Source organism: Kitasatospora sp. NBC_01287 (assembly GCF_026340565.1).
Classification (GTDB): Bacteria; Actinomycetota; Actinomycetes; order Streptomycetales; family Streptomycetaceae; genus Kitasatospora.
The window spans coordinates 5,625,043-5,640,264 of the sequence record NZ_JAPEPB010000001.1 but is presented as its reverse complement, the minus strand read 5'-3'; the positions used below and the strand labels follow the sequence as shown (position 1 = coordinate 5,640,264).

Below are 15,222 nucleotides of genomic sequence, written 5' to 3'. Positions count from 1 at the left end.
ACCCGGCGCTCAACCGCGCGGCCGCCGGGCCACCACCGAGCCGCCGTACAGCAGCAGGCCCAACACCGCCGCCCCGGCCACGCCCGCCAGGTCGTCGCCCGCCGTGAGCACCGCACCGCTCGCCCGCAGCAGCCGGGGGGCCTCGTCGGCCACCATGATCAGTCCGGCCAGCCCCGGCAGCCACTCCAGGTGACTGGGGCGCCGCCCCGACCCGGGCCGCCGGTACCGGCGGCCGCGCACCGTGACCGCCAGGCGCACGCTCACCGCGATCAGCAGGAACCCGGTCCAGAGCAGCGGCCAACGCTCCGACTCGAACACCGCGCCACCTCCGCGCTCGCCCCTCCCCGTACCGGGACGCTACCCGCGTAGGACGGCGCTCTACCGGGCCGGACGGAGGTTCCGCCCCGGGATCCGAGCTCCCGCCGGGCACTGCGGGAAGTAGGACCGCCAGCACCGGCATGTCCACCTCGGCGAAGGGTCGCGGGACGCACCCCGGCTGCTGGGCCCGGTCCCGCCGGATCTCGGTCCCGCATCGAAAGTGGGGCCCCCTGGCCTATGCCTACGCGCGTAGATATGCTGATCTGGTGACTATGTCCACTCTTGCAGCCAACGCCCCCGGCGCTGCGGGCGGCGGCCTGAGCGACGTCGCCAGCTCCGAGGCCTCGCTCCGCCGCTTCCTGCACGGCCTGCCCGGCGTCGACGCCGTCGGCCTGGAAGCCCGCGCCGCCTCCCTCGGTACGCGTTCGATCAAGACGACGGCCAAGGCCTTCGCGATCGATCTCGCCATCTCGATGATCGACCTGACCACGCTGGAGGGCGCGGACACGGTCGGCAAGGTGCGCTCCCTGTGCGCCAAGGGGAAGCACCCCGACCCGAGCGACCCCTCCGCTCCGCGGGTCGCCGCGATCTGCGTCTATCCGGACATGGTCGCCACCGCGAAGGCGGCCGTGGCCGGCACCGGGATCCAGGTCGCCTCGGTCGCCACCGCCTTCCCCGCCGGGCGCGCCGCGCTCCCGGTGAAGCTCGCCGACACCGCCGACGCGGTGGCCGCCGGGGCCGACGAGATCGACATGGTGATCGACCGCGGCGCCTTCCTCTCCGGCCGGTACCTGGACGTCTTCGACGAGATCACCGCCGTCAAGCAGGCCTGCGTGCGGCCCGACGGCAGCTCGGCCCACCTCAAGGTGATCTTCGAGACCGGTGAGCTGCAGACCTACGACAACGTCCGCCGTGCCTCCTGGCTGGCCATGCTGGCCGGCGCCGACTTCATCAAGACCTCCACCGGCAAGGTGACGGTCAACGCCACGCCCCCGGTGACCCTGCTGATGCTGGAGGCCGTGCGCGACTTCAAGGCGGCCACCGGGGTCCAGATCGGCGTGAAGCCGGCCGGCGGCATCAAGACCACCAAGGACGCGATGAAGTACCTGGTGATGGTCAACGAGACGCTCGGCGACGACTGGCTGAGCCCGCACTGGTTCCGCTTCGGCGCCTCCAGCCTGCTCAACGACCTGCTGATGCAGCGTCAGAAGCTCAGCACCGGCCGGTACTCCGGTCCCGACTACGTGACGGTGGACTGATCACGATGGCCAAGAACAAGAAGACCGAGCAGGCCGCGGCGAGCCCGGCGGCGGCCCAGGCTGTCCCGGCTGCCCCGGCGGCGGCCCAGGCTGCCCCGGCGCGCGGGTCCGGCCTCTTCGCCTACGCCCCCGCGCCCGAGTCCCCCGCGGCGGCCGGCGACATCGCCACCTCCTACGGCCACTTCATCGGCGGCGAGTTCACCGACTCCAGCGGCAGCGAGGCGCTGAAGACGGTCAACCCGGCCACCGAGCAGGTGCTGGCCGAGTTCGCCCAGGGCACCGCGGAGGACGTCGACCGCGCCGTCGCCGCCGCCCGCAAGGCGTTCGGCGACTGGTCGGCGCTGCCGGGCAGCGAGCGGGCCAAGTACCTGTTCCGGATCGCCCGGATCATCCAGGAGCGCTCGCGCGAGCTGGCCGTGCTGGAGTCGATCGACAACGGCAAGCCGATCAGGGAGACCCGCGACTTCGACCTGCCGATGGTCGCCGCGCACTTCTTCTACTACGCGGGCTGGGCCGACAAGCTCGACTTCGCCGGCTTCGGCGCGAACCCGCGCCCGGTCGGCGTGGCCGCGCAGGTCATCCCGTGGAACTTCCCGCTGATGATGCTGGCCTGGAAGATCGCCCCGGCGCTCGCCACCGGCAACACCGTCGTGCTGAAGCCGGCCGAGACCACCCCGCTGACCGCGCTGCGGTTCGCCGAGATCTGCCGCCAGGCCGGTCTGCCCAAGGGCGTGGTCAACATCGTCACCGGCGACGGCCGCACCGGCGCCGCGCTCACCGCGCACCCGGACGTCAACAAGGTCGCCTTCACCGGCTCGACCAACGTGGGCCGCGCGATCGCCCGCCAGGTGGCCGGCAGCCGCAAGAAGGTGTCGCTGGAGCTGGGCGGCAAGGCGGCCAACATCGTCTTCGACGACGCGCCGATCGACCAGGCCGTCGAGGGCATCGTCAACGGCATCTTCTTCAACCAGGGCCACGTCTGCTGCGCGGGGAGCCGGCTGCTGGTCCAGGAGTCGGTCCAGGACGAGCTGCTGGAGGCGCTCAAGCGCCGGATCGGCACGCTGCGGCTGGGCGACCCGCTGGACAAGAACACCGACATCGGCGCGATCAACTCCGCCGCCCAGCTGGCCCGGATCACCGAGCTGACCGAGGCGGGCGAGGCCGAGGGCGCCGAGCGCTGGTCGCCCGAGTGCGAACTGCCGTCCGCCGGCTACTGGTTCCGGCCGACCCTGTTCACCGGCGTCAGCCAGGCGCACCGGATCGCCCAGGAGGAGGTCTTCGGCCCGGTCCTGTCGGTGCTGACCTTCCGCACTCCGGACGAGGCCGTCGCCAAGGCCAACAACACCCCGTTCGGCCTCTCCGCCGGCGTCTGGACCGAGAAGGGCTCGCGCATCCTGTGGATGGCGGACCGGCTCAAGGCCGGCGTGGTGTGGGCCAACACCTTCAACAAGTTCGACCCGACCTCGCCGTTCGGCGGCTACAAGGAGTCGGGCTACGGCCGCGAGGGTGGCCGGCACGGTCTGGAGGCCTATCTCGATGTCTGATGTCATCCGGCTTGACGTGATGAAGACCTACAAGCTGTTCGTCGGCGGGAAGTTCCCGCGCTCCGAGAGCGGGCGGGTGTACGAGGTGACCGACAGTCAGGGCCAGTGGCTGGCCAACGCGCCGCTCGGGACCCGCAAGGACACCCGCGACGCCGTGCTCGCCGCCCGCGCGGCGGTCAAGGGCTGGGCCGGGACCACGGCGTACAACCGCGGCCAGGTGCTCTACCGGGTGGCCGAGATGCTCCAGGGGCGGCGCGAGCAGTTCGCCGCCGAGGTGGCGGCGGCCGAGGGGCTGAGCGGCAAGAAGGCCGCGGCGCTGGTGGACCAGGCGATCGACCGCTGGGTCTGGTACGCGGGCTGGACCGACAAGGTGGCGCAGATCGCCGGCGCCGCCAACCCGGTGGCCGGGCCGTTCTTCAACCTCTCGGTGCCGGAGCCGACCGGCGTGGTGGGCATCGTGGCCCCGCAGACCGGCTACGGGCACTCCTTCCTCGGCCTGGTCTCGGTGCTCGCCCCGGTGATCGCCACCGGCAACACCGCCGTGGTGGCGGCCGCCGCCGACGCCCCGCTGCCGGCCCTGTCACTGGGCGAGGTGCTCGCCACCTCGGACCTGCCCGGCGGTGTGGTGAACATCATCTCGGGCCGCACCGCCGACCTGGCGCCGACACTGGCCTCGCACCAGGACGTCAACGCGGTGGACCTGACCGGTGCGATCGCTTCCGACGGTCCGGGCGCGGCGGCTGTCCTGGAGGCGGCCGCGGCCGATACATTGAAGCGGGTGCTGCGCCCGGCTCTCGATCCGGCAGCGCAGGACTGGACCATTGCTCCGGGTACCAACCGGCTACTCTCCTTCCTGGAGACCAAGACGGTCTGGCACCCGATGGGCCAGTAGCCCGGCCCCGCCGGACCATCCGCCTCGAACTGGCCGTCCTCAGTGCCCCTCTCCCCCCCAGGGGCCCGGACGCGCCACTGACGGGCCCGCGCCCACCCCCCCTGGCGCGGGCCCGTCCTCCGTTCCCGCCCCTTCTTCTCCGTTTCCCCCCAGGACGGCGGGTTCCGAGCACGGCGCCTGATGCGTCAGACTGGTTTCTCGTGAGTGTCTCGCCGCTGAACCCCGCCCATCCCACCCGTGCCCGCGTGGTGCTGCTCTCCGGGCCCTCGGGGTCGGGGAAGTCCTCGCTGGCCGAGCGCCTGGCCCTGCCGGTGCTGCAGCTCGACGACTTCTACAAGGACGGCGACGACCCCAGCCTGCCACTGCTGCCCGACGGCTCCGGCACCGACTGGGACTCGCCGCTCTCCTGGCACGGCGCCGAGGCGCTGGCCGCGATCCGGCAACTGGTGGCGGGCGGGCGGGCCGAGGTCCCGGTCTACTCGATCCCCGCCAACGGCCGAGCCGGCTCGCGCACCCTGGAGCTGGACGGCGCGCCCGCCTTCATCGCCGAGGGCATCTTCGCCGCCGAACTGGTCGCCGCCTGCGAGGCGGAAGGCCTGCTCGGCGCCGCCCTCTGCCTGCGCAACCGCCCGCTGACCACGGCCTGGCGCCGCTTCCGCCGTGACGTGCGCGAGGGCCGCAAGTCCGTCCCGTACCTGCTGCGGCGCGGCTGGCGGCTGATGCGCGCCGAACGCGGCATCGTGGCGCGGCAGGTGGAGCTGGGCGCGGACGCCTGCGCGGGCGACGAGGCGGCGGCCCGGGTGCGCGCCGTGGTCCGGCAGGGCGGGCGGGTCGCGGTCGGGGCTTGACGCGTTGACCGTGGCGCGATGGCGGCTGACGGCTGACGGCTGACGGCTGACGGCTGACCGAGACTCGCTGACGGTCTGCGATGACGCACTGACGGATGACAGATTTCAGATTCTGTCATCCGTCACCTGCTATCCACCCTCCGTCTCCCACTCGCCGTCCCCCGTCAATGCACGACCGTCACTGCACGACCGTCAGCGCGCCCCTGTCAGTGCGCCACCGTCACCACCACCTTCCCCACCTGCCCGTTCGACTCAAGGTGCCGGTGCGCCTCCACGATCTCGCTCAGGTCGAAGGTCCGGTCCACCGCCGGCGCCAGCGTCCCCGCTCGCAGCCCGGCGTCGATGAAGTGCTGCGCCCGCCGCCGAACCACCGGGTCGCCGACGACCTCCAGGTTGTTGTAACCGAGAATGCGCAGACCCCAGTTGACCGGCAGCGAGGCCGGGCGCGGGTCCAGCCAGCCGTAGACGATCAGCAGCCCGCCGGTGGCCACCGCCTGCGCGACGGTGGCCAGCCCCGGCCCGGCCACCGGGTCGAAGACCAGCTCGGCCCCCCGCCCCGCAGTGATCTCGCCGACCCGCTCCAGCAGGTCCTCCTCGTCCAGCGCGATCACGTGTGCCGCGCCCAGCTTGAGCAGCTGCTCGCGCTTCGCCGCCGTCCGGGTGACCGCCACCGGAATCGCCCCCAGGTGCCCGGCCACCTGGATCGCCGCCACCCCCACGCTGCTGGAGGCCGCCGTGATCAGCACCGTGTCCCCGGGCCGCAGCCCGCCCTGCTCCACCAGCGCGCCGTACGCGGTGCTGTACGAGAGCCAGACGGCCACACCGGTCACCGCGTCGATCCCGCTCCCGCCCGGGCGGTGGATCAGGTTGGCCTCCGGCACCAGCACCCGGTCACCGTAGACGCCGTGCGTGCTCAGGTGCCCCAGCGCGGCGGTGCTGACCAGGTCGCCGACCGCGAAGGCGGTGACCTCCGCGCCGACCGCCTCGACCACGCCGGTGGCCTCGTACCCGAGCCGGGAGGCGGGCAGTTCCGGCTGGTAGAAGTAGCCGCCCGCGCGGAACAGCGCCTCCGCGCGGTTCAGCCCGAGCGCCTCGACCCGCACCAGCACCTCGTCCGGCCCCGGCGCGCCGAGCTCCACCTCCACGATCTTCAGGACCTCGGGCCCACCGGTCTCGTCGAACACCACTGCCTTGGCCATGGCGGAATCCCCCATCAAGTGAACGATCATCAGGTGACTCGTCGTCAGCTCGCTGACGCATCTCCACCGTAGGAGCCATGATCGAGACGTCCCATGCCACAAAGTCTCGTTTTCCTGTCCGATCGTCTCTCCGGCAGTACGCTCCCGCCATGGACGTGCTCAGCGACGCGATCACCGCCATGCGCACCGGACGGCCGCACTCGGGCCACACCCACAAGCTCGCCCCCTGGGGGCTGCGCTTCCCGCCCTCGCCCGGCGCCGGCTTCCACATCGTGCTGCGCGGCTCCTGCTGGCTGCTGCCGCCCGAGGACGCGCCGCCGGTCAGGCTCGGGGTCGGCGACGTGGTGCTGCTGCCGCGCAACCGGGGCTACGGCCTGGCGGACTCGCTGGAGACCGAGCTGATCGACGTGGTCCTCACGGACGGCGGCCTGCTGCCCGCCCAGCGGTCCGAGCTGACCGACGGCCCGCCCGGTGCCGAGACGACCACCATGCTCTGCGGCGCCTACCAGCTCAACCAGGCCCGCCCGCACCCGCTGCTCGCCTCGCTGCCCGACGTGCTCCACCTGCCGGCCCAGGTCGGCCGGCACCCGGGCCTGCGCTCCCTGGTCGAGCTGCTCGGCGCGGAGCTGACCGACCGGCGGCTGGGCACCGACGCCGCCGTGCCCGCACTGCTCGACACCCTGCTGCTCTACATCCTGCGCGCCTGGTTCGAGGAGAGCGCGTGCGTGGCCACCAGTGGCTGGGCCGCCGCCCTGGGCGACCCGGTGGTCACCGCCGCCCTGCGGGAGATCCACCAGAGCCCGGCCCACCCCTGGACCGTCGAGGAGCTCGGCGCCCGCACCGGCCTCTCCCGCGCCGCCTTCGCCCGCCGCTTCACCGCCCTGGTCGGCCGGCCCCCGCTCGCCTACCTCACCTGGTGGCGGATGACCACCGCCGGACGGCTGCTCCGCGAGACCGACGCCCCGCTGCGCAGCGTCGCCCAACAGACCGGCTACCTCAGCGAGTTCGCCTTCGCCAAGGCCTTCAAGCGCGAGTACGACCTCTCCCCGGGCCGCTACCGGGAGCAGGGGCGCGGCGCGGGGCGGCGAAGCGGCTCGGCGATGACAGGCGAGGGATAGGCAGGACTTCCAGAGCCGACGACACCGCAGCACGAGGAGGAAGTCATGACAGCCGAGCCCGTCGACTGGATGCGCCCGCGGCCAGAGGTGGACGTTCGACCAGGTCAAGGACTTGGACCTGCCCTTTGACTTCGACCTGGTGGATGGGGAGATCGTGCCTCGCGGGACGACCAGTCACTGGCACAACACGGTGCGGGACAGGCTGTACCTCAGGCTGGAAACGGCCCGTCGATCCCCCTCAGCGGTGAACTCCGAGCAGTACGTGCTCATCGACCAGTACAACCCACCCAAGCCCGACGTCGTGGTCTTCGACAAGACCGGCCTGGACGTGTTCTCGCTGGAGTGTCTGCCTGTCGCCTCAGTGTCACTCACGGTCGAGGTGGTCTCCCCCGACTCCTGTTCCGACGACCGCTTCCGCAAGCCCGGCCTCTACGCCGAGGCCGGCATCCCCTACTTCTGGCGCGTCGAGCGCGGCGCCGAAGACCTCCCCGAGGTCTTCGAGTTCTGGCTCGACCGCGAGAGCGGCGTCTACGCCCCGGCTCCCAAAGGTGGGCACCACGTCGGGCAACTGAAGACCGAACTGCCGTTCCCCGTCGAGATCGACCTCCGCCGTCTCCTCGACCTCTGAACCGCGCAAGAGCGGTCGGCCCCGGCCGGACTACCGCAGGCGGCCGGCCCTGAGGTCGGCGACGAACGCGGCGAACGCGGCGGCGGGGAAGACGAGCGCCGGGCCGGACGGATCCTTGGAGTCGCGCACGGGGGTGACACCGGGGAATCCGTCCGCGACCTCGATGCAGTTGTCCCCGGTACCGGCGCTGTAACTGGCCCGCCACCAGGGCGCATTGCTAGGCCAAGGGCGGCAGTTCCCACGTGTAGCGATCCTCCATCACGTTCCGGATGAAGGCGACCGACATCTCCGGATCGAGCGCGGCGGCCTGAACCCGATCGTAGATGAGCGCCAAGCGGGTAACCTCCTCCGGCCGTTGGAAGAGCCTCCCGATCCCGATCCCCTCGCTATAGGCCGCTCGCGAGCCGTCCGGCATCGTGAGCAGGCAGAACGACCCGTTCACGGCTGGCAACGGCACGAGGCGCTGCGGCAGTACTTGGAGATCGACGTTCCGCCGCTGGGCCACCTCCAGCAGGTGGGCCAATTGTTCGCGCATCACCTCGGCACCACCGACGGGGAGGTGCAGGGCGGACTCGTGCAGTGTCACCCGGTACCACGGTGGCTGCTCGGCGTTCAGGATCTGCTGTCGCCCGAGACGGATGGCGAGCTTCTCAGCTGTGGTGAGGTCGTCCAGCAGGCCATCGCTCTCGACGAACAGCGCCGTCATGTACGCCTCGGTCTGCAGCAGACCTGGGATGATCAGGGAGCATTCCTGGATGACCTTGGCTTCACCCTGCCGACGCAGGAACATCTTCGCGTAGTGGTCGAACTTCCGGTCGTTGATGTGCTCCCACAGGTCGGTGAGGGCATTGTCCGCCCGCAACGCCACGTCCAGCAGTCTCACCAGATCCCGCCCCGGCGGGTCCGTGGCCAGCTCGATCTGCGCGATCCGGTTGTGCGAGACGAAGACCATCAGCCCGAGCTGCCGCTGCGTCAGTCCCAGCGCCTCGCGCAACCGGCGCACCCGAGAACCCAGATAGGCCTCAAGTGACACTGTGGGATCGAGTTCCTTGGGTCCGGGCACGGCCCCTCCTCGTCTGTGCGAGCCGAATGAGAACCCCCGTCCCGGATGCTAACTGCGCACTGCCACGCCGCACGCACGGATCGTGAGAATTCACTCCCTCCCTGCGCTGAAAGTCAGTTACCCCCGCCCGCCCGCACACACGCACACACGCACACACGCACACAGGCACACACGCAGCAGGGCCCGGCGTCTTCTCCCGAGACACCGGGCCCTGCTGTTCCTGCGTGAACGCGACTTCCCTGCCGCCGCGGCTCCCCCGAGCCCGCGACCGCTCCGCGTTCCGACCCGTCCCCCGACGGGAGTCCTGTGCCGTACGAACCTTGTGCCGCACGAACCCTGCGCCGTGCGAACCCTGCGCCCTACGAACTACGAACTACGCCACCAACTCGCCGAAGGCGTGCGCGGTGTCGCCGTTGCGGTTGAGCTGCTCGTCCTCGCGCAACCGGCGCAGGGCGCGCCAGATGCTGCTCTTGACGGTGCCGACGCTGATGCCCAGGATGTCGGCGATCTCCGGGTCGGTGCGGCCCTCGTAGTAGCGCAGCACCAGCATGGTGCGCTGGTTCTCGGGAAGCTTGGCGAGCGCCTGCCAGAGCACGGCGCGCAGCTCGGTGCCGCCCATGGCGTCGGTGTCGCCGACCGTCTCCGGCAGCTCCTCGGTCGGGTACTCGTTGAGCTTGCGCCGGCGCCAGGCCGAGATGTGCAGGTTGGTCATGGTGCGGCGCAGGTATCCGCCGACCGCCGCCTTGTCGGTGATCCGGCCCCAGGCGCGGTAGGTGCTGAAGAGCGCGCTCTGCAGCAGGTCCTCGGCCTCGAAGCGGTCACCGGTCAGGTGGTAGGCAGTGGCGTACAGGGAGGCGCGGCGCTCGCGCACATACGCGGTGAACTCCGTGAGGTGGTCCACCTCGGTGGTCGAGGGCTCCCCCTGCGCGCCACCCTGCTCGCTCTGCCGGACGGCACCCTCTACCGGCGCGAGCCGGTAGAGGGTGGCGCCCGTGGTCCGGTCCCCCGTCGGCTCCCCCGAGCCGACTGCGGTCCGCCCCGTCCCCGCTGCCCCGTGCGTGCCCCCGTGCGTCCCCCCGAACGCTCCCCCGGGCACGACCCCCGCCCTGCTCCCGCCGCTCACCCGGCGGGCCCCCGAGCAGTGCTCGACCCGGACCCGCGCCGCTGGACGCACGCCGCGGACGGCCGGGTTGTGCGCATCCAGGATGCCCCGGGTCTCAAGCGTTGCGTTCATGTGGCGCCCCCATGGTTCGGTACGAGCGGGTCCTTTCGGTGCCCCGCTCCGCCCCGTTGGTGTCCGGTGCGTCGCGGTGACAGGGAAAATCCTGCCCGCCGCCCGTCATGGCGGTGTCCGGCGACTGTCACAGCGGTGTCACAAGGAACGGGACCTTGGTCCCGCCGCCGCCCTCGACAGTTGCGACGCCCGGCCCGGGGCCCGCGGTTCCCGGCAGCGCACCCGGTGAGCCAGAATGAACGCGTGCCTTTCCTCCTACTGATCGAGGACGACGACGCCATCCGGACCGGCCTCGAACTCGCCCTCACCCGCCAGGGCCACCGCGTGGCCGCCGCAGCGTCCGGAGAGGACGGCCTTCGGCTCTTCAAGGAACAACGTCCGGACCTGATCGTTCTTGACGTGATGCTGCCCGGAATCGACGGCTTCGAGGTCTGCCGCCGGATCCGGCGCAGCGACCAACTGCCGATCATCCTGCTGACCGCCCGCTCGGACGACATCGACGTGGTGGTGGGGCTGGAGTCCGGCGCCGACGACTACGTGGTCAAGCCGGTGCAGCCACGGGTGCTGGACGCCCGGATCCGCGCCGTGCTGCGCCGCGGTGAGCGGGAGAACTCGGACTCCTCGGCCTACGGCTCGGTGGTGATCGACCGCTCGGCGATGACCGTCACCAAGGACGGCGAGGACCTCCAGCTGACCCCCACCGAACTGCGCCTGCTGCTCGAACTGAGCCGCCGGCCCGGCCAGGCGCTCTCCCGCCAGCAACTGCTGCGGCTGGTCTGGGAGCACGACTACCTGGGCGACTCCCGGCTGGTGGACGCCTGCGTGCAGCGGCTGCGGGCCAAGGTCGAGGATGTGCCCTCGGCCCCCACGCTGATCCGCACGGTGCGCGGGGTGGGCTATCGTCTGGACCCGCCCGCCTGAGCAGACCCTGAGCAGACCCCGCTCGCCGCACGCCGACCCACCGCGCGCCGGCCGAGCCGAAGCCTGCCCTGACCCGAATGGCTGACCCGACACGTGACTGACCATCAGAACCGCCGCCTGACCGGCGTCCTGCGGCGGCGGCTGCGGCTGAGTTCGCTGCGGGTCCGGCTGGCCGCGGTGTTCGCCGTGGTCGCGCTGACCGCCGCCGTCTCGGCCTCCGGCATCGCCTACTGGCTGAACCGCGACGCGGTGCTCAAGCGCGCCCAGGACACCGCGCTCACCGCTTTCCGCTCCTCGCTCAGCAGCGACGTCTCCAGCCTGCCGCTCGGCGCCAGTTGCCCGGCGCTCATCCAGCTGGCCAACGACGTGGCGAGCTCGGGCCTGAACTTCAACGTGGTGGTGGTGGACGACAGCCAGCCCGGCTGCACCGCGACCTCCGACCCGCGCTTCACCGTGGCCCAGGTGCCGCACCCACTGCTGACCGCGGTCGCCACGCCGCGCCCGCTGGCCATGGGCAACCAGTACGCCTACCACCTCTACTGGCAGCGGGTGAACATCAACGGCGAGCCGTTCGTGGTCGGCGGCACCAAGGTGGTGCCGAGCGGCCCGACCGCCTACATGTTCAAGTCGCTGGACAACGAGCGGGCCGATCTCGACACGCTGGGCTGGTCCCTGGCGGTGGCCACCGCGCTGGCACTGATCGCGGCCACCCTGCTGGCCCAGGCCGCCTCCGCCACCGTGCTCCGCCCGGTCCGCCGACTCGGCGAGGCCGCGCGGCGGTTGGGCGAGGGCAAGCTGGAGACCCGGCTGGAGGTCAGCGGCGCGGACGAACTGGCCGACCTGGCCAGGACCTTCAACCGCACCGCCGAGGCCTTGGGCGCGCAGGTCGAGGAGTTGAGCGCCCGCGAGGCGCAGAGCCGCCGCTTCGTCGCCGACATGTCGCACGAGCTGCGCACCCCGCTGACCGCGATGACGGCGGTCACCGACATCCTGGAGGACGAGGCCGAGTCGCTCGACCCGATGATCGCACCGGCCGTGCGACTGGTGGTCAGCGAGACCCGCCGGCTCTCCGACCTGGTGGAGAACCTGATGGAGGTGACCCGGTTCGACGCCGGCACCGCCAAGCTGGTCGCCGACGAGATGGACATCGCCGACCTGATCATGTCCTGCATCGACGGCCGGGCCTGGTACGACGCGGTCGAGGTGGACGCCCCGCGCGGGGTGCTGGCCGTGGTCGACCCGCGCCGGCTCGACGTGGTCTTCGCCAACCTGATCGGCAACGCGCTCAAGCACGGCGGCTCGCCGGTGCGGGTCAAGGTCAGCCAGGGCACCGGGCCCACCGGCGCGGGCGAGGTGGTGGTCGAGGTCTGCGACAGCGGCCCCGGCATCCCCCCGGACGTGCTGCCGCACGTCTTCGACCGGTTCTTCAAGGCCGACAAGGGGCGGGCCCGCTCGGAGGGCAGCGGGCTCGGGCTCTCCATCGCGATGGCCAACGCTCAGATCCACGGCGGCACCATCTCCGCCGCCAACTCCCCGGACGGCGGCGGGGCGGTCTTCACCCTGCGGCTGCCGCTGCGCCCGCCCAACCGGGACGGCCTCGCGGACGGCGAGGCGGGCCCGGCCGACGGACTCGGCGGGCCGGGCGGAGCGCACACACGGCCGGGGGGCTCGGGGGAGCACACCGAGCGGAGGTCGGACCAGTGAACAAGGTGACGAGCAGAGCCGGTCGGCCGAGGCGGCTGGCAGCCGCGCTGGGCGCGGCGGCAGCGGTCGTCGCGCTGGTCGGCGGCTGCGGCATCCGGCCGACGGCCGTCCCGGTCGACGCGGGCGCACCCGCCAGCCGCACCGCCTGCCCCAGCCCGGTGCACCCGCCGGCCGCGCCGCTCGCACCGGTCAACACGCCTACCCCCGCGCCGTTCGGCGCGGCCAGGAGCCCGGGGCGGCCCGTCGTCTCCCCCTCGCCGTCGCCCTCGGCGCCCGCCGGCAGCCTGTTCAGCGCGCAGCCCTCGCCGGCCCCGAGCCCGAACGGCACCCTCTCCTGCCAGTGAGGCGGGCCCGCCGGCCCCGTGTGAGTGACGCCACGCCCGAGCTCGTGGCAGCGCGGGGAACCACGCCGAACCGGCCCCGCGTCCTGTGTGACGTGCAGCGAGATGGCACCGGCGTGCGGAATGCGCGCGACAGCGTGCGGATCGAAGACGGACGGACGGCCGACGAGGCCGCGCCGCGAGCCGACGCTCCGACAGCTCCGGACACTCCCGCGGTACCGGACGTTCCGGATGTGCTCGGCACCCCGGCGGTCCGCGCGGCGGGACCGGACGGACTGCCGCTCGCGCTGCGCTCGGTGGGTCTGAGCCTGCTCGCGCTCTACTTCCTGCTGCTGGCCTGGGTGACGCTGCGCCAGGTGCCGACCGCCTGGGCGTACGACGCCAATCTGACGCCCTTCGCCTCCGTGCACCGCGCGCTCGCCACCGGCGGGGCGGCCGGGCTGCGGCAGGTGGCGGGCGAGTTGGCGCTGCTGGCCCCGCTCGGTGTGCTGCTGCCGGTCGCGGGCGGGCGCCCGCGCGCGGCCTGGCTGCCGTCCTTCCTGCAGACCCTCGGCGGCACCGCGCTGATCGCCACCGCGGTCGAGGTGCTGCGCACCGGCGTGGCGGGTCACGTGCTGAACGTGGACGACATACTGCTGGGCGTGATCGGCGCGGCGACGGCCCACCTGCTGGTGGTCCCGGCCGGCCGCGCCTGGCTGCGGACCCGGGAGGCGCGGGAGCCGGCGGCCGTACCCGCGCGCCCCGAACCGGCGGCCGCGGAGGGCGCGGAGGCGGCCCCGCGGTCGAGCGGCGGCACGCCGACGGCGGCCGGTTCCGAGGCCCGGCGCGAGCGAGTCGGCGACATCCTGGGCACCCGGGCCCACCACCCGCGCGTCCACCGCCCGGGCCAGTTCACCGCCGGGCACCACCGCGGCGCCCCCTCGGCCCGCGCCCACCGCCGCTGAGGCCGTCCCACCCCGGCCGTCCCACCCCCGCCGAGCCCATCCGAGCCGCACCCGGGCCGCGCCCGTCCCCTCGCACTCGCCGCGCCCGTCCCCTCGCACTCGCCGTGCCCCGGCCTCGGCCCGCCCCCGCGCCGCCTCAGGGCTGAACCCTGAGCGCGACCCCGAGATCCCGCCGCCCCGGCCCGGTGGGACTCCGGGGTGCCGGATCCGCATCCTGGCTGACGCCCGGTCGGCCCCGCCGGACGCAGCATGGAGTCACAGCCCCGGGACCACCGGAGCGACACCCCGCCACCGCTCGGAGACTCCCATGCGCACCCTCGCCCGCCCCCGCCACCACCGCATGATCGCCGGCGTCTGCGCCGGCGTCGCCGAGCGCTTCGGCCTCTCCGCCGGGACGGTCCGGGTGATCTTCCTGGTCTCCTGCCTGCTGCCCGGCCCGCAGATCCTGATCTACCCGGCCCTGTGGCTGCTGCTCCCCCAGGAACCGTGACGCCCGGTCCTGACCACCGGTCCTGGACCCCGCCCGTGCACGGCACGGCACGGCACGGCACGGCACGGCACGGCACGGCACGGCACGGCACGGCACAGGGCCGCCCCTCCCACACGCGTGGGAGGGGCGGCCCTGTCACTGGTCCGGCCGATCATTGATCAGGCCGATCACTGGTCCGGTCGACCAGCTAGCCCAGCGGCAGCCCGCCGCTGACCGGCGCGGCGCTGCCGAGCAGGCCGCCCACCGGACCCGGCGCCTGCTTGGCGACGCCGCCCAGCGCGCCGACCGGCAGGCCGCGGGTGGCGCCGCTCGGCGCGGCGGCGGGGGCATCGGCCGCGGGGGCCTGCGCGGCCGGGGCCTGCGCCTGGGTGCCGGCGCCCTTGTCCAGCGTGCCCATGGCGGAGGTGACCGGGCCGCCGACGGCCGGGGCCTGGTTCAGCGTCCCGGTCAGGCCACCGGTGTCGGGCAGCGCGGTGAGACCGCCGGCGGCGGCCGCGGAGGCGGTACCGACCGCGGTCGCCGCGATGGCTACGCCGAGCGCCGCGGTTCCAGCGACCTTGAGAGTGGTCTGCTTCATGGGTCCGTCCTCGTGTCCTCGTCGGGGCGGCGCGGGCTCGCGCCCGGGAGGCCGCAGTTGGGCCGGACCGGGCTTGCGCCGCCGCACCGTGTCAGCAGTGACTGGCACACCGTAGACACACCCTCAGGTCAGCACCAAAGAC

Annotated in this window: 17 protein-coding genes; 11 read left to right on the top strand and 6 right to left on the bottom strand. The window is 72.9% G+C overall.

Annotated elements, in window-relative coordinates; genetic code table 11:
• Window positions 1–9: 9 nt before the first annotated feature.
• Window positions 10–318: a hypothetical protein gene (locus tag OG455_RS24435; protein WP_266297066.1), complete on the bottom strand. Its 309-nt coding sequence runs from the start codon at window positions 316–318 to the stop codon at window positions 10–12.
• Window positions 319–590: 272 nt separating this feature from the next.
• Here OG455_RS24435 and deoC point away from each other — a divergent pair, with 272 nt between their 5' ends.
• From deoC to OG455_RS24415, 4 genes are all read left to right on the top strand, one after another.
• Complete coding sequence (gene deoC, locus OG455_RS24430) at window positions 591–1,577, top strand: deoxyribose-phosphate aldolase (protein ID WP_266300937.1); 987 nt, start codon at window positions 591–593, stop codon at window positions 1,575–1,577.
• Between the two features lie 5 nt (window positions 1,578–1,582).
• On the top strand, window positions 1,583–3,121 hold the full coding sequence (locus OG455_RS24425; protein WP_266297064.1) for an aldehyde dehydrogenase family protein: 1,539 nt from the start codon (window positions 1,583–1,585) through the stop codon (window positions 3,119–3,121).
• Window positions 3,114–4,013: an aldehyde dehydrogenase family protein gene (locus OG455_RS24420; protein WP_266297062.1), complete on the top strand. Its 900-nt coding sequence runs from the start codon at window positions 3,114–3,116 to the stop codon at window positions 4,011–4,013. Before OG455_RS24425 ends, OG455_RS24420 begins: the two co-directional genes overlap by 8 nt.
• A gap of 200 nt (window positions 4,014–4,213) precedes the next feature.
• Window positions 4,214–4,861, top strand: a complete 648-nt coding sequence (locus OG455_RS24415) for an ATP-binding protein (protein WP_266297060.1) — start codon at window positions 4,214–4,216, stop codon at window positions 4,859–4,861.
• A 206-nt stretch (window positions 4,862–5,067) separates the two neighbouring features.
• On the opposite strand, the gene OG455_RS24410 is transcribed toward OG455_RS24415, so the two are convergent.
• Window positions 5,068–6,075: a zinc-dependent alcohol dehydrogenase family protein gene (locus OG455_RS24410; RefSeq protein ID WP_266297057.1), complete on the bottom strand. Its 1,008-nt coding sequence runs from the start codon at window positions 6,073–6,075 to the stop codon at window positions 5,068–5,070.
• 134 nt (window positions 6,076–6,209) lie between these two features.
• Here OG455_RS24410 and OG455_RS24405 point away from each other — a divergent pair, with 134 nt between their 5' ends.
• Entirely contained in the window at window positions 6,210–7,178 is a 969-nt protein-coding gene (locus tag OG455_RS24405) for an AraC family transcriptional regulator (protein ID WP_266297055.1), read from the top strand.
• A gap of 112 nt (window positions 7,179–7,290) precedes the next feature.
• Window positions 7,291–7,806, top strand: coding sequence for a Uma2 family endonuclease (locus OG455_RS24400; protein WP_266297053.1), 516 nt, complete (start codon window positions 7,291–7,293; stop codon window positions 7,804–7,806).
• Window positions 7,807–7,836: 30 nt separating this feature from the next.
• Here the strand turns inward: OG455_RS24400 and OG455_RS24395 are convergent, their stop codons facing one another.
• From OG455_RS24395 to OG455_RS24385, 3 genes are all read right to left on the bottom strand, one after another.
• The gene (locus OG455_RS24395) at window positions 7,837–8,058 is read right to left on the bottom strand and encodes a DUF397 domain-containing protein (protein WP_266300936.1); all 222 of its coding nucleotides are present in this window, start codon (window positions 8,056–8,058) and stop codon (window positions 7,837–7,839) included.
• Window positions 8,024–8,869: a helix-turn-helix transcriptional regulator gene (locus OG455_RS24390; RefSeq protein ID WP_266297051.1), complete on the bottom strand. Its 846-nt coding sequence runs from the start codon at window positions 8,867–8,869 to the stop codon at window positions 8,024–8,026. The genes OG455_RS24395 and OG455_RS24390 overlap by 35 nt, the downstream gene beginning before the upstream one ends.
• A gap of 373 nt (window positions 8,870–9,242) precedes the next feature.
• Window positions 9,243–10,103 (bottom strand): SigE family RNA polymerase sigma factor, encoded by an 861-nt coding sequence (locus OG455_RS24385; RefSeq protein ID WP_266297049.1) that lies wholly within the window; start codon window positions 10,101–10,103, stop codon window positions 9,243–9,245.
• Between the two features lie 243 nt (window positions 10,104–10,346).
• Here OG455_RS24385 and OG455_RS24380 point away from each other — a divergent pair, with 243 nt between their 5' ends.
• From OG455_RS24380 to OG455_RS24360, 5 genes are all read left to right on the top strand, one after another.
• A complete protein-coding gene (locus tag OG455_RS24380) occupies window positions 10,347–11,024 on the top strand; it encodes a response regulator transcription factor (protein WP_266297047.1) in 678 nt (225 codons plus the stop codon).
• 93 nt (window positions 11,025–11,117) lie between these two features.
• Entirely contained in the window at window positions 11,118–12,728 is a 1,611-nt protein-coding gene (locus OG455_RS24375) for a cell wall metabolism sensor histidine kinase WalK (RefSeq protein ID WP_266297045.1), read from the top strand.
• Window positions 12,729–12,733: 5 nt separating this feature from the next.
• Window positions 12,734–13,072, top strand: coding sequence for a hypothetical protein (locus OG455_RS24370; protein ID WP_266297043.1), 339 nt, complete (start codon window positions 12,734–12,736; stop codon window positions 13,070–13,072).
• 230 nt (window positions 13,073–13,302) lie between these two features.
• Window positions 13,303–14,013, top strand: a complete 711-nt coding sequence (locus OG455_RS24365; protein ID WP_266297041.1) for a VanZ family protein — start codon at window positions 13,303–13,305, stop codon at window positions 14,011–14,013.
• Between the two features lie 307 nt (window positions 14,014–14,320).
• Window positions 14,321–14,503, top strand: a complete 183-nt coding sequence (locus tag OG455_RS24360) for a PspC domain-containing protein (protein WP_266297039.1) — start codon at window positions 14,321–14,323, stop codon at window positions 14,501–14,503.
• A 187-nt stretch (window positions 14,504–14,690) separates the two neighbouring features.
• On the opposite strand, the gene OG455_RS24355 is transcribed toward OG455_RS24360, so the two are convergent.
• Complete coding sequence (locus OG455_RS24355) at window positions 14,691–15,080, bottom strand: hypothetical protein (RefSeq protein ID WP_266297037.1); 390 nt, start codon at window positions 15,078–15,080, stop codon at window positions 14,691–14,693.
• Window positions 15,081–15,222 lie beyond the last annotated feature (142 nt).